This is a genomic window from Helicobacter pylori, from assembly GCF_014498195.1.
Taxonomy (GTDB): domain Bacteria; phylum Campylobacterota; class Campylobacteria; order Campylobacterales; family Helicobacteraceae; genus Helicobacter; species Helicobacter pylori_DO.
On sequence record NZ_JACTGH010000008.1, the window covers coordinates 1 to 23,530 of the forward strand.

At 38.4% G+C, this 23,530-nt stretch carries 18 protein-coding genes and 2 pseudogenes; 13 read left to right on the forward strand and 7 right to left on the reverse strand.

Features of this window, described 5'->3' with window-relative positions; translation table 11 throughout:
* Both H7N67_RS04630 and H7N67_RS04635 read right to left on the reverse strand, forming a co-directional pair.
* A partial coding sequence (locus tag H7N67_RS04630; protein WP_187939270.1) for a restriction endonuclease subunit S occupies positions 1-554 on the reverse strand: 554 nt, incomplete at its 3' end.
* A gap of 8 nt (positions 555-562) precedes the next feature.
* Positions 563-2,808 (reverse strand): annotated as a pseudogene (locus tag H7N67_RS04635) (type I restriction-modification system subunit M); the annotation flags it as partial.
* Between the two features lie 58 nt (positions 2,809-2,866).
* Between H7N67_RS04635 and H7N67_RS04640 the strand changes: the two are divergent.
* Both H7N67_RS04640 and H7N67_RS04645 read left to right on the forward strand, forming a co-directional pair.
* A complete protein-coding gene (locus H7N67_RS04640) occupies positions 2,867-5,845 on the forward strand; it encodes a type I restriction endonuclease subunit R (RefSeq protein ID WP_187939213.1) in 2,979 nt (992 codons plus the stop codon).
* Positions 5,845-6,552, forward strand: coding sequence for a YgjP family zinc-dependent metalloprotease (locus H7N67_RS04645; protein ID WP_187939214.1), 708 nt, complete (start codon positions 5,845-5,847; stop codon positions 6,550-6,552). Before H7N67_RS04640 ends, H7N67_RS04645 begins: the two co-directional genes overlap by 1 nt.
* Positions 6,553-6,641: 89 nt before the next feature.
* On the opposite strand, the gene H7N67_RS04650 is transcribed toward H7N67_RS04645, so the two are convergent.
* A complete protein-coding gene (locus H7N67_RS04650; RefSeq protein ID WP_187939215.1) occupies positions 6,642-9,167 on the reverse strand; it encodes a TonB-dependent receptor family protein in 2,526 nt (841 codons plus the stop codon).
* 347 nt (positions 9,168-9,514) lie between these two features.
* A complete protein-coding gene (gene rocF / locus H7N67_RS04655; protein WP_187939216.1) occupies positions 9,515-10,483 on the reverse strand; it encodes an arginase in 969 nt (322 codons plus the stop codon).
* A 204-nt stretch (positions 10,484-10,687) separates the two neighbouring features.
* On the opposite strand from rocF, the gene H7N67_RS04660 reads away from it, so the two are divergent.
* Both H7N67_RS04660 and H7N67_RS04665 read left to right on the forward strand, forming a co-directional pair.
* A complete protein-coding gene (locus tag H7N67_RS04660; protein ID WP_156604767.1) occupies positions 10,688-11,830 on the forward strand; it encodes an alanine dehydrogenase in 1,143 nt (380 codons plus the stop codon).
* A 123-nt stretch (positions 11,831-11,953) separates the two neighbouring features.
* Positions 11,954-13,726: a DUF262 domain-containing protein gene (locus H7N67_RS04665; RefSeq protein WP_187939217.1), complete on the forward strand. Its 1,773-nt coding sequence runs from the start codon at positions 11,954-11,956 to the stop codon at positions 13,724-13,726.
* A gap of 10 nt (positions 13,727-13,736) precedes the next feature.
* On the opposite strand, the gene H7N67_RS04670 is transcribed toward H7N67_RS04665, so the two are convergent.
* Complete coding sequence (locus tag H7N67_RS04670; protein WP_187939218.1) at positions 13,737-14,465, reverse strand: outer membrane protein; 729 nt, start codon at positions 14,463-14,465, stop codon at positions 13,737-13,739.
* Between the two features lie 185 nt (positions 14,466-14,650).
* On the opposite strand from H7N67_RS04670, the gene H7N67_RS04675 reads away from it, so the two are divergent.
* The 5 genes and pseudogenes from H7N67_RS04675 to H7N67_RS04695 all read left to right on the forward strand — a co-directional run.
* On the forward strand, positions 14,651-15,505 hold the full coding sequence (locus tag H7N67_RS04675) for an NAD(+)/NADH kinase (protein ID WP_187939219.1): 855 nt from the start codon (positions 14,651-14,653) through the stop codon (positions 15,503-15,505).
* Between the two features lie 12 nt (positions 15,506-15,517).
* Positions 15,518-17,092, forward strand: a complete 1,575-nt coding sequence (locus H7N67_RS04680; protein WP_187939220.1) for a DNA repair protein RecN — start codon at positions 15,518-15,520, stop codon at positions 17,090-17,092.
* Complete coding sequence (locus tag H7N67_RS04685) at positions 17,089-18,396, forward strand: NFACT family protein (protein ID WP_187939221.1); 1,308 nt, start codon at positions 17,089-17,091, stop codon at positions 18,394-18,396. The genes H7N67_RS04680 and H7N67_RS04685 overlap by 4 nt, the downstream gene beginning before the upstream one ends.
* An 18-nt stretch (positions 18,397-18,414) precedes the next feature.
* Positions 18,415-18,711, forward strand: a complete 297-nt coding sequence (locus H7N67_RS04690; protein WP_000539097.1) for a hypothetical protein — start codon at positions 18,415-18,417, stop codon at positions 18,709-18,711.
* Positions 18,712-18,827: 116 nt separating this feature from the next.
* Positions 18,828-19,148: pseudogene (locus H7N67_RS04695) on the forward strand (hypothetical protein); the annotation flags it as partial.
* Positions 19,149-19,204: 56 nt separating this feature from the next.
* Here H7N67_RS04695 and H7N67_RS04700 read toward each other — a convergent pair.
* Together H7N67_RS04700 and rpe are read right to left on the reverse strand one after the other, a co-directional pair.
* Positions 19,205-20,068: a 3'-5' exonuclease gene (locus H7N67_RS04700; protein WP_187939222.1), complete on the reverse strand. Its 864-nt coding sequence runs from the start codon at positions 20,066-20,068 to the stop codon at positions 19,205-19,207.
* A complete protein-coding gene (gene rpe / locus H7N67_RS04705) occupies positions 20,046-20,699 on the reverse strand; it encodes a ribulose-phosphate 3-epimerase (protein ID WP_187939223.1) in 654 nt (217 codons plus the stop codon). Before rpe ends, H7N67_RS04700 begins: the two co-directional genes overlap by 23 nt.
* Before the next feature lie 70 nt (positions 20,700-20,769).
* On the opposite strand from rpe, the gene H7N67_RS04710 reads away from it, so the two are divergent.
* The 4 genes from H7N67_RS04710 to H7N67_RS04725 are packed head-to-tail and all read left to right on the forward strand — an operon-like array spanning position 20,770 to position 23,478.
* Positions 20,770-21,642, forward strand: a complete 873-nt coding sequence (locus H7N67_RS04710) for a class 1 fructose-bisphosphatase (RefSeq protein ID WP_187939224.1) — start codon at positions 20,770-20,772, stop codon at positions 21,640-21,642.
* On the forward strand, positions 21,642-21,845 hold the full coding sequence (locus tag H7N67_RS04715; RefSeq protein WP_187939225.1) for a hypothetical protein: 204 nt from the start codon (positions 21,642-21,644) through the stop codon (positions 21,843-21,845). The genes H7N67_RS04710 and H7N67_RS04715 overlap by 1 nt, the downstream gene beginning before the upstream one ends.
* A 12-nt stretch (positions 21,846-21,857) precedes the next feature.
* Complete coding sequence (locus H7N67_RS04720; RefSeq protein ID WP_187939226.1) at positions 21,858-22,754, forward strand: SAM-dependent methyltransferase; 897 nt, start codon at positions 21,858-21,860, stop codon at positions 22,752-22,754.
* Positions 22,747-23,478: a type II restriction endonuclease gene (locus H7N67_RS04725; RefSeq protein ID WP_187939227.1), complete on the forward strand. Its 732-nt coding sequence runs from the start codon at positions 22,747-22,749 to the stop codon at positions 23,476-23,478. Before H7N67_RS04720 ends, H7N67_RS04725 begins: the two co-directional genes overlap by 8 nt.
* Positions 23,479-23,530: the final 52 nt, after the last annotated feature.

A 23,530-nucleotide genomic window follows, 5' to 3' on the forward strand; every position in this document is an offset into this window, starting at 1 on the left:
AAGCTTAAAGCTTTTTTAACGCTCTCTTTTTTAAGAATGAGGGCGTCTAAAGAATAAAGATAATGATCCAAATCGCTTAAAACGTTAGCGATAGCGATTTGTTCGTTTAGGGGGGGTAGGGGGATTAAAGTATTTCTAAAATTATCATTATAAAGTCTTAAGATAGTTGTATGTTCTGTATCCCATTTAATATTAGAATAGGCATAAAATAAAAAATCATTTTTTACTAATGTTTCATCGTTGTCAATCCAAACAATATTTGAGTCTTGAAAATAAGCGGGTTTTCCGTCATAAATGACTGCCCTACCAATAGTTCCGGAAGCAGAAATTAAAATATCGCCTTTTTTTGGAAAAGAATATTTTGCTTTGTATTCTAAGAATAGCTTTTTTGAAATAAAGGCATCAGCGGTGTTGCCAAATGTGCCTATTTTATAGAATGGAATTTCACCATATCGTGTTGTTTGGTGCTTCATAACTCTTTTACACATGCATGGTTTGCCAACATCCCCAAGCCTTACTCTTTGCCAATTTGAGGGCGTTGTTAACGCGTCCATGCGTTCTGTCACCCCATTAACCCCAAATCTTTCAAATGCTCTAAAACTTTTGATTCGCTCTCTTTGACTTCTTTATTTAATTCTAACAAGCTGTTAGAGTAGCTTGAAATGATTTCATTAAGGGTGCTAGTCAAAGCGTTGATGCGTTTTAAAATTTTGTTTTCTAGGGCGTTTTTTAGGCTGTTAAGCCATTTGTCTTTGATGATGAGATCTTTAATTTCATTGATTTCAAGGTTTTTATACTGGTGGAACGCTTTTAATTCCAACTCCTCATAAGCTTTATTTTTCATTTTTAGCGCCTTGTTTTTAGCTTCTAGCCATTCTAAAGCGGTTTTTAGGATTTTTTTATCTTCTAAATCGGTGGCGTTTTTTAGCTCTTTTTTCAAAACGCTTTCATTGATTTTCAACTCATAAAAAAGCCCTTCTTCGTTAGAATGCTCTTCTATAAATTCTTCAAAATTGGCCTCTTTTTCATTAAGGGCGTTTTCTAATTCTTCTAATTCTTTCGTTTCTTTTTCAAAAAAGCGTTGTTTGATCAAATGTTTAGGGATTAGATCGCTTTTATAGTAGGTTTTTTGAATGACAAAATCCGGCTCCTCTAAATAGTTGGCTTTTTTGTTTTTGTCTTTTAGGGGAGTTAATTTCCTTAAATTTTTAGCGCTTTCAAAGCCATTGAATGAGATGAGGAACCAATCGTCTTGCAAGACTTCGTTGTAGTAATCTTTGAAGAGCTGATACACGCCGTATTTGTCTAAAATTTCCACTTTTTCAAATTCTTTTAAAACCTTTGAACAAACGCTTTCTATAAGGGTTTTTGGGTTAAAACCTGGCTCTAAATCATTAAAAGTTGTAAATAGTTCCAATCGGTCAAAAGCGCTCAAAACAGAAGCGTGGAAGGTTTGGTATTCTGAGCTTTGAATGATTAATTCTTTAATGTTTTCGCATTCTGTTTTTAAAGCGTAATAACCCTCTTTATCGCTCTTTTTAAAAAGCGTGTTTTTAAGCTCTTTAAACACTCTAAAATAAGGGGCGTAGGCTTCAATCTCGTTTTTGGGCAAATAACTGGCCTTGTGGCTGTTGGTTAAAGCGAATAAGTCTTTTTCCAATTCTTGCTTAGCGGCAATGTAGCGCGGGATATTCAAGTTATAGTCGTTAGCGCTAATTTCTTCTAGGCTTACCATTTTGGAATAATAAGGGATTTCTTTGTAAGCGTTAAAAGTGTCTATCATTTTTTGGACATCTTGATCCCTTAAGCGGTTTTTATTGCCGTCTTTTTTAAAATCTTTGCTCGCATCTATCAAAAAAACGCCCTTTCTGGTGCGCGCGTTTTCTTTGTCTAAAACAATCACGCATGCAGGAATGGAAGTGCCATAAAAAAGATTAGGGGCTAGGCCTATCACGCCTTTAATATAGCCTTTTGTTAAAAGATTTTTTCTGATTGCGCCTCAGCATTCCCCCTAAATAGCACCCCATGGGGCAAAATCACTGCCCCTTTGCCTGTGTCTTTTAAGGATTTGATGATATGGAGCAAAAAAGCGAAATCGCCATTTTTTTCAGGGGGCGTGCCGTCTTCAAAACGATTGAAACTATCGTTAATGACTTGCTTGCTTTTAGGGTCTATGCTTAACCCATCAGTCCAGTTTTTCAAGCTAAAGGGAGGGTTAGCCACGACATAATCAAAGGTTTGCAGCATGCCGTTTTTAATAAAAAAGGGGTTAGAAAGGGTGCTAGAACCCCCTTTAGCAATATCAGCATCAGTGCTATTGTGTAAAATCATATTCATTTTACAAAGGGCTGTTGTGGAAATGTCTTTTTCTTGACCATAGATAGTTAAGCCGTTTTTGCCCGCCAAGCTAGAAGCTTTTAGTAATAACGAACCGCTCCCGCAAGTGGGGTCATAGATGCTTTTATCCTGTCTGGTGTTTGCATCAATGCCAAGCAAAAGGGACAATAAAAGCGAAACTTCGCTAGGGGTGTAAAACTGCCCTTTGGATTTACCGGATTCGCTGGCAAAGTGGCGCATTAAATATTCGTAAGCATCGCCCAATAAATCATCGTCTAAAGCCCCATGCGCGCCCAAACTCAAATCCGCAAAGATTTTAACCAAATTAGAAAGGGTGTCTATCATCGCTTTACCCTCTCCAAGCTTGGTGTTATCGTTAAAATCCACGCTGTCAATCACGCCTTTTAAGTCGTTTCGCTCTGCGATCTTGGCGATGATTTTATTGAGCTTGTCGCCTATTTCTTTATCGCCCTATTTTGTTTTTAGGATTATAATATAAAGCGATAAAAAGCGTTCTTAAGGGTTTATGATGAAAACAGAAAGAGAAGTTCAAAAACAAGTCATAGAAACTTTTAAAAGCATGGGCTATGCGTATTTAGGGGATTTAACAAAGAGCGATAATAAAAACATCAATAAAGAAAGCTTGAAAGCATGGCTAATTAAAAATCAAAAAATTGAGCCTGAAAGGTGGCATAAAATTGAGCATAAAATCCATACAGCTTTAAAAAACGATTTATACGAAGCGAATCAAAAATTTTACAACCTTTTGATTTATGGCGTGAACACTAAAATAAGCCAGAATGAAAACAATCAAACGACTTATCTCATTGATTGGAAAGACGTTTCTAAGAATGAATTTAGCGTGGCTGAAGAAGTGAGCGTTAAAGGGCCAAACACGAAACGGCCGGATGTGGTGCTTTATGTTAATGGGATCGCTTTAGGGGTGCTAGAATTGAAAAAATCCAGCGTGAGCGTGGAAAGCGGTATCCGGCAAAATTTAGACAACCAGAAGAAAGAGTTTATTAGAGATTTTTTTAAAACGATCCAATTGGTTATGGCGGGCAATGAAAGTCAAGGGCTAAGATATGGCGTCATAGAAACTAAAGAAAAACACTACCTTTCTTGGAAAGAAGAAGGCGTTTTAAAAAATTTGTTTGAGACGATTGAATGCTTTTTAGAAAAAGAAAGGTTTTTAGAATTTATCCATGATTTTTTGATTTTTGATAAGGGGCAAAAGAAATGCACCCGGTTCCATCAGTATTTTGCAATTAAAAAAACGCAAGAATTTATCAAAAGAAAAGAAGGGGGGATTATCTGGCACACGCAAGGCAGCGGTAAGAGCCTTACTATGGTGTGGCTCGCTCAATGGCTAAGAGGAAATATCAAACAGCCAAGGATTTTAATCGTTACGGACAGGAGGGAATTAGACGCTCAAATTCAAGGCGTGTTTAGTGGGATAGGCGAGAAGAATCTTTATCGCGCAGACAGCAAGAAGGATTTGTTGAGTGCGCTGTTTGAAAATAAGAAATCTTTGGTTGGAGCGCTTGTCCATAAATTTGATGACAACGACTTAGAAGATTTAAAAAAACAACCTGTTTTAAAGGAATGGGTTGTTTTAGTGGATGAATGCCACAGAACCCAAGGCGGTAAATTGCACAACGCCATGAAAAGCCTGCTCCCTAATGCGATTTTTATCGCCTTTAGCGGCACGCCTTTATTGAAGCAAGATAAAAAGACAAGCCAGGAAGTGTTTGGGAATTATATCCATTGCTATAAATTCAATGAAGCCGTTAGCGATAGGGTGGTGTTAGATTTAAACTATGAAGCCAGAAGCGTGGATCAATATGTCAGTAGCCCTGAAAAGCTAGATGAATATTTTGAATTGAAAACCCAAGGCTTGAATGAGACGGCTAAAACAGAGCTTAAAAAGAAATGGGTTAATTTGCAAAAAGTTTTTTCCACTAAAGACAGATTGGAAAATATTGTGCAAGATATTGTATTGGATATGGCAAAACTCCCACGATTAAGGAGTGAAAAGGGGAATGCCATGCTGGTGGCTGAAAGCGTGTATAACGCATGCCGGTATTTTGAACTCTTTTTAGAAACAGAATTAAAGGATAAGGTGGCTGTGATCACAAGCTATGAACCCAATATCGCTGATCTTAAAGATTGCGGGAGCGATGAGAGCGAAGAGAGTTATCAATACCGCATTTATTGCAAAATGCTGCAAAACTTTTTTAATGAAAAAGATGAGAAAAAAGCCCTTAATCAAATTAAAGAGTTTGAAGAAAAAGTTAAAGAGCGTTTTATTAATGAGCCTAATAGAATGAAGCTATTGATCGTGGTGGATAAGCTATTGACCGGTTTTGATGCGCCAAGCCTCACTTATTTATATATTGATAAGAAAATGCAAGATCATGGGCTTTTTCAAGCGGTGTGCAGGGTGAATAGACTAGATAGCGAAGATAAGGATTTTGGCTGTATCATAGACTATAAGGATTTGTTTGACAGCTTACAAGAAGCGCACAGCGATTACACCAATAAAGCGTTTGAAAACTACGAAAGAGAAGACATTCAAGGGCTTATCTCTGACAAAGCCCAAAAGATTAAGAAAAAATTAGAAGAAACTAGAGATCAGTTAAAATCGCTTTGCGAAAGCGTGAAAGAGCCAAAAGATGAAATGGATTATATCGCTTATTTTTGTGGGAACGATTTAGAAAAAAACGCTCAAAAAAGGCGGTTGTTTTACCAGCTTGTTGGTGCGTTTTTAAGAATGTTTGTGGAATTGAACAATTTAGAAAAGCCCATTTATTCTAAAGAAGAAACGCGACAAATCAAACAAGAAGCGGAATTTTATAGGCATTTACAAAAAGCGGTTGGCTTGAGTAGTGGGGATAGCGTGGATTTAAAAAGCTATAATGAAGACATGCGCCGGATCTTAGACGCTTACATTAAAGCCACGGATAGCGAGACGCTAATTAAAATAGAAGATCAAGGGCTGTGCGAAGTTTTAGCCCAAATGAATATTGATGATTTTAATAAGGCGTTATCTCAAGTATTTAAAAATGAAAGCTCTATGGCAGAAAGCATCGCTAACAACACTAAAAAACGCATTATAGAAAAAGAAGCGAGCGATCCTAAGTATTACGAAAAATTATCTTCGCTTTTAAACGATTTGATCAACCAGTTTAGGGAAAAGAAATTAACCTATTTAGAATACTTGCAACAAATCCACGACTTAGCCAAAAAAGTTATTGATAAAGAAGATAGAAATTACCCTAAAAAGATCAACACTAAGGCTTTAAAAACCCTCTATGATAATTTAGATGAAAATGAAGCCTTAGCCCTAGAGACAGACGCATGCATAAGGGGTAATAAAAAAGATGGTTGGGTGGGGCACAATCAAAAAGAAAAAAACCTTAAAATCGCTTTAAGAAAAATCATAAACGATGAGGGTTTGTTGGAAAACATCTTTAATTTAGCCAAACACATAGAGGAGTATCATTAATGAACGCTTATTGTTTGACTTTAAATAATACCAACATCGCTATAGAAAAAAAGGATATTAAGCATTTACACGTTAGCGTTTGCCCGCCTGATGGCTCTGTGCATGTGTCTTGCCCCCTAGCTTTAAACGATGAGAGCCTTAGGCTTTCTTTGATTAAAAGACTCCCTTGGATAAAAGAACAGCAACAAAATTTTTTAAACCAAAACAGACAGAGCCAAAGAGGAATGCTAGAGAGAGAAAGCCATTATCTTTTTGGGAAACGCTATTTATTAAAGATTGAACACACTATAAAAAAACACTTCGTTCTCCAAAGCCCTAAATATTTAATCTTGCATGTCCAGAAAAAAACAAGCTTAGAAAACCGCTTAAAAGTGTTAGAAAACTATTACAGACAAGTCTTAAGAGAAAAAATACAAACCTACATCAACCAATACGAAAAGATTTTAAACGAAAGCATACAAAGCTTTAGAATCCAAAAAATGAAACGGATATGGGGGAGTTGCAACATTGCTAAACGCACCCTACTTTTTAATTTGGAATTGGCTAAAGCACCTAGAAAGGGCATTGAATATGTGGTTGTGCATGAATTATTGCATTTAAAAGCGCGCCACCATAACGAATATTTTAGGGATTTGCTGAGTTTGTATTTGCCTGATTGGCAAAGGGCTAAGGCCAGCCTCAAAGAAACTTATTTGGAGTATTCTTAAATAAAGATTCCATTATTTCAACAAAACCGCTAAGCGGCTGATTTGAGCGGCTCATCATCGCTCAACAATCCCCCTCCTTTTAAAAGCCTTTAGAAAGTGTAGTTCAAATACGCTGTAACCGATCTTCCAGGCGCGGGTTGCAAGCCTGCAGGGCTAGAGCCAATCCCTGTAAAATAATACTTCATGTTGAAGATGTTATTGATTTGCAAGCTTCCTGTAACTCTGTGTCTTCCGTTTTCCCAAAAAATTTGGCTCACTTGGATATTCCACACCCAATACCAAGGCAAGAGCCCTTCATGTTGGGTCATACACCAAGCTTCGCATTGATAGCCGCTATTAAGAACGCTTTCATAGTTGTTCCCCCCACTATAATATTGCATCCCATAATAGCCTCCTGCTGCGCTGTTGCTAATCCCGCTATAAGCGCGGCTGTAAAAATAGCTAGAAATACCAATGGTGGTTTTACGCCAATTGTAACGAGCGTCAAAAATGAACTGGAAAGGGCTTACAAAAGGGAAATGCTTGTTATAGCTAGTCCCTTTTAGCACATCCCCGTTCAAGTCGGTTAAAGGACCATGGCTGGTTACACGAGTGTCAATGTAGTTGAAAGCGGCATGGAATTGCAACCCTCTAATAGGCCTGTAATACAATTCCAGCTCCACGCCTTGAGAATAGCCATTAATGGGGCGCACATTACCTTTCATGGGGCCGCTTGTATAGACTGAATACTGCCCGGTGGCAAAATCGCGCGCCCAAATCCTAAAGTAGTCCGCATTGAAGCTGAATTTATCTTTATAGGTGTAGCGTGCTCCTGCTTCCACCGTGTCAAAGTGTTGGGTGAAATACTCCGCTCCTCCATAGCTCAAAACGTCTAATTGAGGCGGGACGAAAGAGCGTTGGTAGTTGAAGTAGGTAAGCACATTGTGATCGCCTTGCACAGGGATAAAGCCAATGTTGGTTGAGGGCATCCAATTGTTCATGTGCTTGATTTTTCTTAAATCCTTCTCAGGGATTTGCATCCAGTTAGCCGCATTTTCGTTGTTGTATTGCACAAAAGCGTAGCGCAAACCAGGCACAATAAAAAAGCGCCCATCCCAAGCTTCAATGCGATCGCTCAAATAGACTGCTGTGTAATTGTTACGCCAGTTATTCCAGTTTCTATAAACGCCATGCTTGATGTGGGGTTTCCAACCGCTCATCACATTAGCACCCTCACACAAGAATCCTGCCCCCTCACCGCTCGTTTTAGTGGCGCATTCATTGGTGTTTAAGTATTGGCGTTGTAAAAAGGTGGTGGTCATGAAACGCAAGCCCATGATAAAGGTTTGCTTGACTTTCCCGGTATTGACGATCAGATTCACTTTAGGCTCAAAAGCGTTGTTAATGGAACGCACAGGGTTTTCTACTTCTGCCCAGCCATTGTAGTTAGTGGCATAATAAGGCACAGCCAAGTTATACCCTGCCGGAAGTCCTGCCGCCCTGCATGCCGCTTCGCTAAAACAAGTAACCATGTTAGCACTATTATAACTAGAGCTCACTTGAAAGTCCCTAGTCATCAACTGCCCGTAGTAAGTGAAGCTAAAAGTCCCGCCCACTCTGTCTAAATCCCCGAAGCGGTTTTCATACACAGCCCCAAAGCGTTGTGAGCGCCCGCCTTTTTGATTTAAGGGGCGCAAATTAGCGAAGCGGTTTATTTTGTAATCTTGCTCGCTGAGTGATCCCGGTTGAGCGATAGCAAAATCGTAGTATTGGTAATAGGCTTTAATCCCATTGTTTTCATTGATGTCATAGACCCCATCTAGCCAATAGTTTGAAATATTAGAGGGGCTATTGTCCCTAAAGCCTTGTCCTCTAACCCAGTTAGCTTGCGCTTGGATACCCACATGCTTATTGATCATCCCTCCGCTTCTCACGTAAGTGTTATAGAGGAGGTTGTTGCCTAAAGACTTGATGAAAGAAGGATCGCCGGTTTTATCAGGGGGAGCGGCAAACCCGGCGTTTCTAGCCTTAGCCCAATAAGTGATCCTTTCAGCCGCTTGGTTTTCCCATTGAGTAGGGATAGGCTTAGTGATGATATTGACAATACCCCCATAAGTGTTAGGCCCGTATTGCACGCTGCCTCCACCCTTGATCACATCAATGCGATCAATGGCCTGAAAGGTAACGGGGAAAATGTCTAGCTCAATGTGAGCGTAAGGGGCCATATAAACAGGAATACCATTAACTAACATCAGCGTCGCATCGCTATGCCCTGAACCCCCAGCCCCAAAGCCACGGATTTGGATAGTAGGCATAGCCCCTACACCGGTCGCATTCCTAATTTGCAGACCCGGGACATTCTGTAAAGCTTCTTCAATGCTTTGGTTAGCTTGTTGGGTGAGCGCTTTATTAGAGATCACCGTGCGGCTTCCTGTGTATTTTTTCACTTCTTCATCTTGCCAACTCTTAGGCGCGGTAATCCCGCTATAACCCAAATTGACCTGCCCAGAATAATCAGATCTATCCTTTTTCCCGGCAGTAGAAACCTTGCCCAAAGTGTAGTCTTTTTCCTTAGCGGACAAAGACTCTTGGCAAATCAAACTGGCAGTTAAAGCCAACAGAACTTTTTTATGCAAAACAAGCTCCTTATGTTTTGAAAGATTAAAAAATGGTTTAAATTTTTCAAGTAAAATCGCACCAATAACGAACGCCAATTATTAAGTAATAAAAACAAAAAAACTTAATAACATGCAGAATTTTGTCATAAAATTCTTAAAATTTTATTATTCCCATGAAAATCTTTTTTTTTTTTTTTTTTTTGATTTCGCTTGGTTTTAGTAGAAAATACCCATTTTTGACACACAACGAGTCTCACACACCCTAAAACACAGAAGACATTCTTTTGTATTAAATATTTGAGTGGTTTAACTTTTCAAAACACTGCCCCTTTTTTCAACCTTTTATCGTTTGGTTTGAAAAGCGATCAGCTACTCATTGCAAAAGATCGCTCCTTGTCTTTAATTTTACAGCGATTGATGATGAGATCCAGGATTTCTAAAACCTGCTTTTCTTCTTCGTTATTGTGTTTGACGCTCACCGTGGGGTTGTATTCGGTTACCTCAACCGCTCCTAATCGGTCTTTAAAACTTTCTAAAAGCAAGCCCAGTAATTGCCTTAATTCATCAAAACTCAGCCCGTTATTTTCACGCACGCCGGTAGAAGTGAAAAGCTTGCCATCCATAATGTCTAAATCCAAGCTAAGGTAAATAATATCCACCGCTTTTAACAATTCTTTGGTTTTTTGAACCACTCCTTGCATGTTTTCTCTTATCGCGCCCACGCTAAATAAAGGGATTTCTAATTCCTTAATCACATCTCTTTCGCTCTGTTCGGTGCTTCTTACCCCAAAATACACCAAACATTTAGGATCAATTTCTAACCCTCCCTTTTCCAACCCCAAAGAGCAGAGCTTTTGCCATGCCTTTTCTTCACTCTCGCTCATGCGATTAACCCCGCTATGGACACGATTTAAAACCATGCCTAAAGGCATGCCGTGGATATGCTTTGTATCGCTGTCATAAGCCGTGTGAATATCCGCATGCGCGTCTAGATACAAAATCCCTATTTTTTTGTCCTTATGAACGCTCCTAAAGGCTTGGAAAATCCCAAACATGTTCGCATGCTCTGAGCTTAAAATCAAAGGGAATTCTTTTTTTTCAAACACTTCTTTCATGCAAGGGATCAGATTTTCTTTACAAAAAAGGTAGTAATCTTCAAAATTCTTAGCGTATCTAAACTCCTTATAAAGCACGCACCGCTCTTGAATGATCGTTTGCATGCCTTTAATCACATCGCCATGCGTTGCGCTCAAAGCTTCTCTCAAACGCCTAACCCCTTTATCGGTGCCTCTTTTTGACGCTCCTAACTCCGCTTCTAATCCTACTAAAATCATTTTATTGCTCCTTTTTAAATCCCCACTCATATTTTTATTCTAAACCAAAATTAACAACCAATTATTAATAAGCAAATGGATAATAAATAGAACAATTTCATTGTGTAAAAGAGTAAAGCCATTCAAGTTTTTGACAGAAAAACGCTCAAATAGTCTTATTGAGCGAATATAATCATAACTGACACTACTATTTAAAGGATTAACATGACTATTGGGCTAGTCAAAGAAAGCATGGATTTGGAATCCCGAGTGGCTTTAGTGCCTGATGATGTGGCGCTAATCATTCAAAAGGGCGTGGAGGTTTTAGTTCAAAATAGCGCGGGCGCTAATAGCGGTTATAGTAACGAAGCGTATGAAAGCGTGGGGGCTAAAATCGTGGATTCTAAAACGGCGTGGGGGCAGGATTTGGTGGTCAAATGCAAAGAGCCTTTAGAGCATGAATACCCTTTGCTCAAAGAAAAAGCGACTCTGTTTAGTTATTTGGATTTAGCGTATCAAAAAAGCTTGTGCGAAATGTTTATAGATAAAAAAATCACTTCTATTTGCACTGAAACCATTGCCGGGCCTAAAAACGACTACCCTATTTTAGCGCCTATGAGCGTGGTGGCTGGGAGGTTGGCCGCGCATTTAGTCCAACATTATTTATTGGCTTTAGAGCATGTTAAGGGGTTTATGGGTAAGGGGGTCATGCTAGGGGGTTTGTCGGGTGCGCAAAGGGCTAAAATCGTCGTGGTTGGGGGCGGTGTGGTTGGCATGGAGAGCGCGAAAGTCTTAGGCCAAATGGGGGCTAAAGTAACGATTTTAGAATTAGACTACGCCAAATTGCAAAACCACCCCTATTATCATCTGTATGATTTAGAAGTTTTAAGCGTGAATGAAGCCAATATCATTCACGCTTTAGAGGGGGCGGTGGGGCTAGTGGGAGCGGTGCTGGTTACAGCGAGCCAAACCCCTAAAGTGATCTTAAGAAAGCATTTAAAATACATGCAAAAACAAGGGGTAGTCATTGATGTGGCTTGCGATTTAGGGGGGTGCATAGAGACCATACACCAGACAAGCCATTCTAACCCGGTGTATGTGGAAGAGGATTTGTTGCATTATGGCGTGCCGAACATGCCAGGGATTGTCGCTAAAACGAGTTCTACGGCTTATAGCCATGCGAGCGTGCCGTATTTGTTGTATTATTTAGAGCATGGCTTAAAAGGTTTTTTAACAGCCAACACTAAAATCGTGGCGAATACGCTTGGAGGCTTGAGCGCTTATAACGGCTATATCACCCAAGAAGGCATCGCTAAAGCGTTCAATCTAGCGTTCAAATCGCCTCTAGAGATTTTAAAGGAGCTTTAAAAAATAAGTTGTAAAAAAGAGCATGGCGATAGACCATGCGTTTTAATGCGTAGAAATATTTCAAAAAAAAAAAAAAACACTTTTTAATGTTATAATCTATCCTAAATCATACAAGGGGTTTTTATGGCGAATGAAGTCAAAGGCATAGATTGTCCATTAAAAGATATTTTAGCTACAGCACTTGTTTCTTATTACCAAATCCCTGATTACCAACGCCCTTATCAATGGACAGAAAAAAACTGCGAAAAGCTTTTAGACGATTTGTTTTCTAGCTATGAATATTATAAAGAAAGCGGTTATTTTTGCGGATCATTAGTTTTAATCGTAATTAACACAGATTCCGAAACTAACGCTGAAACCTATGATATTGTGGATGGCCAGCAACGCTTAAGCACTTTCATTCTGCTGGCAAAAGTTTTAGCCACCCTCTATGATAAAGATTTAAACCCAACTAGCAGAGAACTTTTAGAAAAGAGTTTGGGCGATATTGATGGAGAAAAAAGAGAGCGGTTGCATTTTAACGCTATGGGGCTTAACGCTAAAGATGATTTTGTGTATGCATTAGAACATTTCAATGACTCTCAAGCAAGCAAGAATAAAAATAATAAGAACAATTACCTAAAAAATGCGGTTTGTTTAAAAAACTATCTTAAAGAGAAAGAGATTAAAGACATTAACGATTTCATTAAGTGGCTGTATTTTAAGGTCGTATTTATCAAAACCACTTGCCCCAATGTAAGTATGGCGTTAAGGATTTTTAGTGTTTTAAACGCTAGAGGTTTGCCCTTGCATGCGATAGATGTTTTTAAGGTGGAGTTACTAAAAAAACTCGCTAACAAAAAGGATCAAGAAGAGTTTGTGTCTCGTTGGAGTGCCTTGCATCAAAAATGCTCAGAGAATGAGTCAAAATTTCCAAAGAGAAAAGAGAACAAGCGAGAGAAGAATGCCACAGAAACCTTATTCAGCTGGTATTTAACCTATCTCAATCCGGTAACTAGTGGGAAAAGCATGGAAGAAAGACTTGCCGATCAGTTTGAAAGGCTTAATAAACCCCCTTTAGAATACTTTAAGGGCGTAGAGGATTTTTACAATGCTTATTGTAAGGTATTGGAAATGCAAGATTGGCATGCTCATTTGCTTTCTTATCTAGCTTCTGATTTTTGGCGCGTTATTTTGTGCACTAGCATATTGCACCATTATAGCTCTCAAGACATAGAGGCTTTAAAGGAGTTGTTGGTCAAGTTTTACTACCAAAATTGGGTTGCAGAGCAAACAGAACCTAAAAAACAAACTAATTGCAATATTATTAAAGCCCTAAAAGAAAAGCAAAGCGTAGAAAACATCGCTTCTATTGTGAAAGAATATTTAGATGATGATAATAATAAGATAACACAAAACTTTAGAGAAAAACTAAAAGATGACCATTTGTATGAAAAACACAAAAAGGCTTCAAAAAATTCATGGCTCAGACCCATTCTCATTTTAGTGGAATATTTCATGAGCGATAACGCCAACCCCGCTTATATTAAAATGGATGACGATTTGCATGTTGAACGTATTTTGCCCCAAAACCCCGATCCTTCAAGCCAATGGGTGAAAGACTTTAGCGAAGAAGAAAGAGGATTATACACGCATTCTTTAGCCAACCTCACGCTTTTGGGGGGCAAGAAAAACACTCAAGCTTCAAATAAAGATTTCAAAGAGAAAAAAGAAATCTATATGGGAAACGCTGTCAAGCTAGGTAAGGACAAGCGAGGTAGGGAAAAAACTTTTAAGGTGATGACTTGTTATAAGATGACCATAGATGTTGCACAATACACAGAATGGACGCCCACAAGTTTAGAAAAGAGAAAAGAAGAGTTGATTCAAAAAATTGAGAGCGTTCTAACGCTCTAGGGATGTGCCCCTAGAAAGTGAACACATAATTCACATACCATGAATACACGCGCCTAAACCCTATATCCAAGTTTTTTGCAGTGATATAGGGGTTTTTCTTTAGCATGGGGAATTTCACGCCCGCTTCAATGCTGGAATGCTTTAAGATCCTTAAGCGAGCCCCCACATTGAATAAAAATTGGAAAGAAGTGGCTTTTTTGCTCACCAAAGCTTGCTCCACTAAAATGCCCTCAAAGCTCGGCGTCGCCATAAGCCATGAATTACCGGCCAATTGTATCCCGCCAAAAGCCCCCAAACTCATGATGCCGTTATTGATGACATTGACCATTAAGTCCATAGCCCCCCCATAAGTGAGCATGTTTGGCTCAAAGGTTTTGGGATCGGCGAGGCTCGTTAAACGATTGATTTCTTGTTTCCCAAGAATTTGACCCGCCACTTGCGCCGCTTCGCTGTTATAATTAGGGTTTTTAAGCCTAATGGAATTGGCATGAGCGTAGTCAAAAAACCCATAAAGGCGTAAGCCAAAGTGTTTTTCAAAGAAAAATTGATACCCCAAGAGCGCGTCAAAGCCTTTGATAGTAGCGTTAGTGGCTTGTTTTTGAGAATTAATATCCGCATGCATTTGGGCTTGTCCTTGCAAATAACCCGCCCCTAAAAAAACGCCATTACCATCCATGCCAGATACCGCATTCATAGAGATAATAAGGGATAACAAAGATTGAGAAAAAAATTTTTTCATGGATAATTCCTTAACATAATGTTTACATTCTTAAAAAGAATACCCAAAAAACAATTAAAAAAGTTTAAAAAATGAAACATTAACCACAATAAAAACTTTTCATGAACTTTACACAAGATGATAAAAAAGCAATTAAAACCCCCTTTTTTAAAATTTTGTTTCAAGCTTTAAGCTACAATATACGCATGAAAGATTTAAACAAGACTATCGGCGTGTTTGTGCGGCCCACCCATTATCAAAACGCTCTTTTTAAAGAGCTAGAGCAGGCTAAAGAATGGGTTTTAACGCTTTTAGAAGATGAGGGGTTTGAAAGCTTCATAATTGATAGCCTTGATGGATCAAAAGATGAACGATTGATAGAAAAAGCTTACGCGTTTTTATGTTTAGGGGGCGATGGCACGATTTTAGGGGCTTTAAGAATGACGCATTCTTACAATAAGCCATGTTTTGGGGTTAGAATAGGGAATTTAGGGTTTTTGAGCGCGGTTGAATTGAATGGCTTGAAAGATTTCTTACAAGATCTCAAGCAAGATAAGATCAAATTAGAAGAGCATTTGGCTTTAGAGGGCCGTATCGGGAAAACCTCTTTTTATGTGATCAATGAAATTGTGATCGCCAAAAAAAAAGCTTTAGGGGTTTTAGACATCCAAGCTTATGCAGGCCATACGCCCTTTAACACCTATAAAGGCGATGGGCTTATCATTGCCACGCCCCTAGGCTCGACCGCTTATAATTTGAGCGCTCATGGGCCGATTGTGCATGCTTTGAGCCAGAGCTATATTTTAACGCCCTTGTGCGATTTTTCTTTAACGCAACGCCCCCTAGTGTTAGGGGCGGAATTTTGCTTGAATTTTTGCGCTCATGAAGACGCTCTTGTGGTCATTGATGGGCAAGCCACCTATGATTTAAAAGCCAACCAACCCCTATACATTCAAAAAAGCCCCACGACCACCAAACTCTTACAAAAAAATTCAAGGGATTATTTTAAAGTGCTTAAAGAAAAGCTCTTATGGGGGGAAAGCCCTAGCAAAAAAAGATAAAAAGGGTAAAACATGCGAGATTTTAATAACGCTCAAATCACACGCTTAAAAGTGCGTCAAAACGCTGTTTTTGAAAAATTGGATTTGGAGTTTAAAGACGGCTTGAGCGCGATTAGTGGGGCTAGCGGGGTGGGAAAAAGCGTTCTGATTGCGAGCCTTTTAGGGGCGTTTGGGCTTAAAGAGAGCAACGCTTCAAACATTGAAGTGGAATTGATCGCGCCTTTTTTAGACACTGAAGAATACGGCATTTTTAGAGAAGATGAACATGAGCCCTTAGTCATCAGCGTGATTAAAAAAGAAAAAACGCGCTATTTTTTAAACCAAACAAGCCTGTCTAAAAACACGCTCAAAACGTTATTAAAAGGTTTGATTAAACGCTTGTCTAACGATAGATTCAGCCAGAATGAACTCAATGATATTTTAATGCTCTCCTTACTGGATGGCTATATCCAAAATAAAAATAAGGCGTTTAGCCCCCTTTTAGGCACGCTTGAAGAAAAATTCACCCATTTAGAGAATCTGGAAAAAAAAAGGCGATCGTTAGAAGATAAAAAGCGTTTCCAAAAGGATTTAGAAGAGCGTTTGAATTTTGAAAAAATGAAATTAGAGAGGCTAGATTTAAAAGAAGACGAATACGAACGCCTTTTGGAGCAGAAAAAATTGCTCTCTAGTAAGGAAAAATTGAACGATAAAATCGCCCTGGCGTTAGATGTGCTAGAAAATACCCACAAGATCACGCATGCTTTAGAGAGTGTGGGCCATAGCGCTGAATTTTTAAAAAGCGCTTTATTAGAAGCGAGCGCTCTATTGGAAAAAGAGCAGGCTAAATTAGAAGAGTGCGAGCGTCTGGATATTGAAAAAGTGCTAGAAAGGCTTGGTGTGCTAAGTGGGATCATTAAGGATTACGGGAGTATTATGCATGCTAAAGAACGATTAGGGCATGTTAAAAACGAATTGCATAACCTAAAAGAAATTGACCATTATTGCGAAACTTACCACAAAGAAATAGAGCGATTGAAAGCCGAATGCTTGAAATTGTGCGAAGAAATAGGCGGCTTTAGAAAAGAGTATTTAGCCGGTTTTAACGCTCTTTTAAGCGTTAAGGCTAAAGATTTGCTCCTAAAAAGCCCTAGTTTGGTTTTAGAAGAAGCCCCCATGAGCGAAAAAGGCGCTCAAAAACTCGTTTTGAATTTACAAAATTCCCAATTAGAAACCTTAAGCTCTGGAGAATACAGCCGTTTGAGGCTGGCGTTCATGCTTTTAGAAATGGAGTTTTTAAAGGATTTTAAAGGCGTGTTGGTGTTAGATGAAATGGATTCCAACTTGAGCGGTGAAGAGAGTTTGGCGGTCTCTAAAGCCCTTGAAACCTTAAGCAGCCATTCGCAAATCTTTGCCATTTCGCACCAAGTCCATATCCCAGCGCTCGCTAAAAACCATATTTTAGTCTTCAAAGAAAACCACAAAAGCCTTGCAAAAACCCTTAATAACGAAGAAAGGGTTTTAGAAATCGCGCGCATGATAGGGGGGAGCGAGAATATAGAGAGTGCGATTTCTTTCGCTAAGGAAAAATTAAAGGCGCAAGAATGAAATTTTTTCTTTTAAAGAAATTCAGCGAATTTTTAAACGCTCAAACGCATTTTAGCCTCAAACGCTTGAACGCGTCTAGCTTTTTATTAGAGACTTTTTCTAAAGAAAAACACGCCTTTGTTGTAGATTTGAGCGCACCTTATATCGGTTTGTCCAAAAAACTCCCAGAGAGCGTTTTAAAAAACACCCTAGCACTAGATTTTTGTTTGAATAAATTCACCAAAAACGCCAAAATTTTACAAGCAAACGTCATTGATAACGATCGGATTTTAGAAATCACAGGCGCTAAAGATTTAGCTTATAAGAGTGAAAATTTTATTTTGCGTTTAGAAATGATCCCTAAAAAAGCCAATCTCATGATTTTAGATAAAGAAAAATGCGTGATAGAAGCCTTTCGTTTTAATGACAGGGTCGCTAAAAACGATATTTTAGGGGCATTGCCTCCTAATATTTACGAGCATCAAGAAGAGGATTTGGACTTTAAGGGATTGTTAGAAATTTTAGAAAAAGATTTTTTATTTTACCAACACAAAGAATTGGAACACAAAAAAAATCAAATCATCAAGCGATTAAATATTCAAAAAGAACGCTTGAAAGAAAAATTAGAAAAACTAGAAGATTCTAAAAATTTACAATTGGAAGCGAAAGAATTGCAAACTCAAGCCTCATTGTTGCTCACTTACCAGCATTTAATCCATAAGCATGAAAGCCGCGTGGTTTTAAAGGATTTTGAAGATAAAGAATGTGCAATTGAAATTGATAAGAGCATGCCCTTAAACGCTTTTATCAATAAAAAATTCACTCTCAGCAAAAAAAAGAAACAAAAATCGCAATTCTTGTATTTAGAAGAAGAGAATCTAAAAGAAAAAATCGCTTTTAAGGAAAATCAAATCAACTATGTTAAAGGAGCGCAAGAAGAAAGCGTTTTAGAAATGTTTATGCCCTTTAAAAATTCTAAAATCAAACGCCCGATGAGCGGGTATGAAGTGCTGTATTATAAGGATTTTAAAATCGGTTTAGGGAAAAACCAAAAAGAGAATATCAAGCTTTTACAAGACGCAAGAGCGAATGATTTATGGATGCATGTGCGAGATATTCCCGGATCGCATTTGATCGTTTTTTGCCAAAAGAACGCACCCAAAGATGAGGTCATTATGGAATTAGCCAAAATGTTGATTAAAATGCAAAAAGATGTGTTTAATAGTTACGAAATTGACTACACGCAACGAAAATTTGTCAAAATCATCAAAGGAGCTAATGTCATTTACTCAAAATACCGAACTATTAGTCTAAAGGACACTTAAACACTTAAGGAGGTTAGCATGGGTGTTTCAGCTTTAGGCAATGTAACTTATATCAACCAAAACGCTCCTTTAAATTCTGCTATCCAACAGGGTGCAAGAAGTGATATGCTGGATTTAGCGCAAAGTTTTCAAAGCAAGCTTGAATTAGCCCAAGAAACAAGGGCGTTAGAAAACATGCAAGCTATTAGCGATAAAGATCCTAAAGAAGGCTCCAAAAACCGCTATCCAAACAGCCAAAGGGCTAAGGCGTTTGGCTTGGAAGAAGAAGAAATTGAATTGTGGCATGAAGAGCATTTGCTGGATATTGTGGGGTAGGGTATCGCAAATAACCCCCTATCTTTTTATGAGTTTTTGCTATAAAACGATGAAAACAAAGCGACTAAAACCCTACCTTTTAAACATTAAAGTTTTGAGCATAAAAAAGAAGTGCCATGAGCGTCAAAAAAGCGGTTTTTAGGGTTTTATTGGCGTTGTGTTTATGTGTGGGTTAATGACAGAATAAGATCCTAAAGAGCTTGTATTTTCAGGTATAACTATTTACACGGATAAAAATTCCACTAGAGCCAAGAAATATTTTAAAAAAAGCTTGCGAATTAAACGATGCTGATGGTTGCATAATCTTAAGAGAGATTTATTCTAAAGCTATAATGAGAGAAAATGCAAGAGAAAGCATTGAAAAAGCTCTTGAACACACTGCTACTGCTAAAGCTTGCGAATTAGAATTAAGAGAAGCATGCGGTATTCTCAAAGAACAAAAATAATGGAATCAAATTTTATCCCTAATCAAACCTAATCAAACAGCTTTCGTTTAACTGGTCGCTTTTATGATATTGAACAAACCCTTTGTCCTTTCAAAAAGAGAAAACGGCGGTGGAGTCTCTTGGTGTCTGGCTCTTGGGGGTCTTTTGATAAGAGTGTTAGCGCATTTGGAAAAATCAATCAAATCCATTGTGGTTTTGATGTAGCTGGGCAAGTTTAACAGGCATATTTCAAAGAGTTTATAACTCGCTAAAGCGTCCGCATAGGCTCTGTGGCTGACTTCTATGCCAAACCCTAAAAGCTCTTTTAAAAAGCTCAAAGAATAACGCATGGACAAAATGGCTCGTTTGGATAAATCCAAAGTGCAAAGCTTTAAATTCAATAAGGGGCAATGCAATTTTTCTACAAAATAACGCCCTAAAAAGTTGTAATCAAAATTAGCGTTGTGGGCCACAAACACGCTATTGCCTAAAAAAAGCCGCAGTTCTTGCAAAGCTTCATGCACGCTTGGGGCGTTTAGGGTGTCTTCATAAGCGATGCCTGTAAGCTCAGCGATATAATCAGGCACGCTTTTGACTTTCACAAGGGTTTCAAAACGATCAATAATTTCCCCCCCCTTCACTTGCACAGCCCCGATTTCTAAAATCTCATGTTTTAGGGGGCAAGAGCCGGTGGTCTCTAAATCAATAAAAGAAAAAACCTCATCTTTAAGGGGGGTTTTAAGGTTTTTGAGCGTGATTAAATTTTCGCTCGTTTCTATGAAATTAAGCCCGCACGCTTTTAAATATTCCAAATTGATTTCATCATAAATAAGGCGAGAGAGCGATTTTTCTAGCATGCCTAAGCTTAAATCCTGGTGCTTTAAGTGAGCGATTAGGGCTTGAATGTCTTTATGCAAGAGGCTGTCTAGCATTCTGTAAGCCTTCAATAGCCAGCTTACGATCTTTAGATTTAAAAATATAACTCCCTGAAACCACCACATCCACGCCCGCTTGTTGGAGTTCAAAGATATTTTTATCATTCACGCCCCCATCCACTTCTAAAAGACAGCTAGGGTTGTAGCGTTTGATCAATTCTTTAACTTTCAAACACTTTTCTAGCACCAGATCTAAAAACTTCTGCCCGCCAAAGCCCGGATTCACGCTCATTAAAAGCACTAGCCCCACGCTTTCTAGCAAGTATTTAATACTTTCTTCATGCGTGTGGGGGTTTAGGACAACGCCTGGCGTGATGCCTGAATTTTTAATGAGTTGCAACACCCTATGGGGGTGTTTTTCATTTTCTGCATGAATGCTGATGATTTGCGGGTTTAAAGGGGCGAATAATTCTACAAAAAAGCTCGCGTTTTCTACCATTAAATGCACATCTAAAGGCACTTGGCTCATTTGAGTAACATCCTCTAAAACCACAGGCCCCATGGTTAAATTAGGCACATAATGCCCATCCATCACATCCACATGCAAAAAATCAGCGTTACTCACGCTCTCTATCTCTTTGGCCAAATGCATAAAATCAGCGCTCAAAAGGCTCGGAGCTACTTTCAAAATACTTCCCTATTTTCAATGTTTTCAAGTAAAATATTAGCATCTTTAATCAAATCATAAAAGGGTTTTTATGGATTACAAACATTTTAAAGGCAAGCATGCGAACATCGTTATAGAAATCATCAGTCTTTTAGAAAAAGGGGTTAAAAAAGCCCAAGAGATTTTAGAAAAGCCGGACGCTGGGAGTTACACTAAGTTAGAAAACAGCAGCGGGGATACGCCTATTAAAGCGGATTTAGCCCTAGACAAATTTTTAGAAGAAGCTTTTTTGAGTTTAGAAAACATCAAAAGCGTTTTTAGCGAAGAAAAAGAAACGCCTGTTACTAAAGAAAACGGCTTTTATCTGATCGCTTATGACCCCTTAGACGGGAGCTCAGTGATGGAGGCGAATTTCTTAGTAGGCACGATTATAGGGGTTTATGAAAAGGATTATAAGGCGCAAAATTTAGTTGCAAGCCTTTATGTGGTTTTTGGGCATAAAATAGAATTAGTGGTGGCTTTAGAAGAAGTTTATCGTTACTCGTTTTACCAGAACAAGTTTCATTTTATAGAAACCATCGTTTTAGAAAATAAGGGTAAAATCATCGCTAGCGGAGGCAATCAAAAGGATTTTTCTTTGGGCTTAAAAAAGGCTTTAGAGAGGTTTTTTGCAGAAAATTACCGCTTACGATACTCAGGGTCTATGGTGGCTGATGTCCATCATGTGTTGATCAAAAAAGGCGGAATGTTTTCCTACCCGCAAAAGAAATTGCGAAAGCTTTTTGAAGTCTTTCCTTTGGCCTTGATGGTTGAAAAAGCTAAGGGGGAAGCGTTTTATTTTGATAAAGGGGTTAAAAAGCGTTTGCTAGAGCAAAGCGTAGAAAGCTACCATGAAAAAAGCGAATGCTATTTAGCCAGCCAGCATGAAGCTCAGATTTTAGAAAAATATTTAAAGGGAGAATGATGCAAAATAGCGCTAAAAAATTAGAATATGAAGAGCGTTTTAATGACGCTCTTTTGAAATTACAAGCATGCCAAGAAGAAAGGCAAGTAGCGAGTTGCTTGAAATGCGAGCAGGTTTTAAAATGCGAAATCCGCAACAGCTATGTGGATGCGGCTTATGAAAGCATGAGTTTAGGCGAAGCGGGCGGGTTTGATTTCAATTAAAATGGGATTAAAATGGTCAGTAACACTACCTTGCAAAAGAATTTAGACGCTTTTTACACCCACCCCAAAATCGCGCGATTTTGCTTGGATTTATTAAGAGATCTCACCGCTCAAAATCTAGGGCTAGACTTAAACGCATTCCATTTTTTAGAGCCAAGTGCAGGGAGTGGGAGCTTTGTTGATGCATTAAAAGAGTTAGGGATTGCTGATTGCATCGCCCTTGATATTGCCCCTAAAGCTCAAGGCATTCAAAAAAAAGATTATCTGTTGGAATTGATTGAGTTTGATAAAAAGCGTGTCATTGTTGGCAACCCTCCTTTTGGGCATAGAGGGAAATTAGCCCTAGATTTTTTAAACAAATCTTTAAACGAAGCGCCTATTACAGCGTTTATTTTGCCCAATTTATTCAAACGCTATTCCATTCAAAAACACATTGATAAGCGTGCAAAATTGGTTTTAAACGCCCCTTTAGAGAAAAACGCTTTTATTTTTAATGAACGACCCTATGATGTGAAATGCGTTTTTCAAATCTATATGCATAAAAATATCGCCCTAAATCTTAAAGACGAGCGCATCATTGCTCCCCCAAAAATCCGCCATAGTGACTTTATTACTTACATTCATAACAACACGCCACACACCCTTAAGTATTTCAACAAAGAAAAATACCAATGGGATTTTGCGGTGGTGAGACAAGGCTTTTATGATTACAACGAAAAGATCACCAATGCAAATTTACTGATTAAAAACCGACAATATTTTTTCATCAAAGCCCACTCTAAAGAAGCTTTAAGGATTATCCATAAAATTGATTTTAACAAACTCGCCCATAAAAACACGCAAGTTTTAGGGTTTTCTACTTATGATTTTGTGGAAGAATATTGCAAATTAAAGGAAATGCATGCTTGAAAAAGTGTTCCAAGAAATTACCAATAAAAGAAAGTTTTTTGCAAGTTCTAGCACAGGGGAGCAGTTTGAAAACCAATTTAGGGATGAATTAAAAAAACACTTTAGCGAAATCAATGGCGATTTAACAGAAGAATTAAGCCATATCGAAGAAAAGCCTAATAAGGAAATTAAAACCGCTTTTAACCAACTCAAAAAGCAAGTTTTAGAAAAAAACCACCCACACACCCTTAAAAACCCTTTTTCAAACCTTACAAGCCATTTTTTATACCAGCCTTTTGGCTCACAAACTTACCCTGATTTTTTGGTTTTTATTTTTGATCATGTGGTGGGGATTGAAATCAAGTTTTCTAAAAACGATAAGGGTGAAAAAAATCTTCAAACATCTCGCCCCATGTGGAATTCAAACCTGCCTAAACCCAATGCGATTTATGTGTATGGAGTTGCTAATGCAAACATCACTTTTTTTAAAGGCTCAGATATTTTGAGTTATGAAACCAGAGAGATCTTACTCAAGTATTTTGATACTTTAGATAAAGATGAAGAAAGTTTGAAAAACGCCTTAAAGGATTTAGAAAACCCTTTTGGGTTTGCCCCCTACATCAGAAAAGCTTATGAGCATAAAAAGGAATTTTCTAACCACCACCAGATTGAAAGCTTCTTTTCGCATAATCACATTTTAAGAGAGCAGAATGTCTTAGAATTTTTGAAAACGCTCACTCATTAGCATATTTGCACCCATTTATCTATTTCTTGTAAAACACGAGTTTATTTTTAGC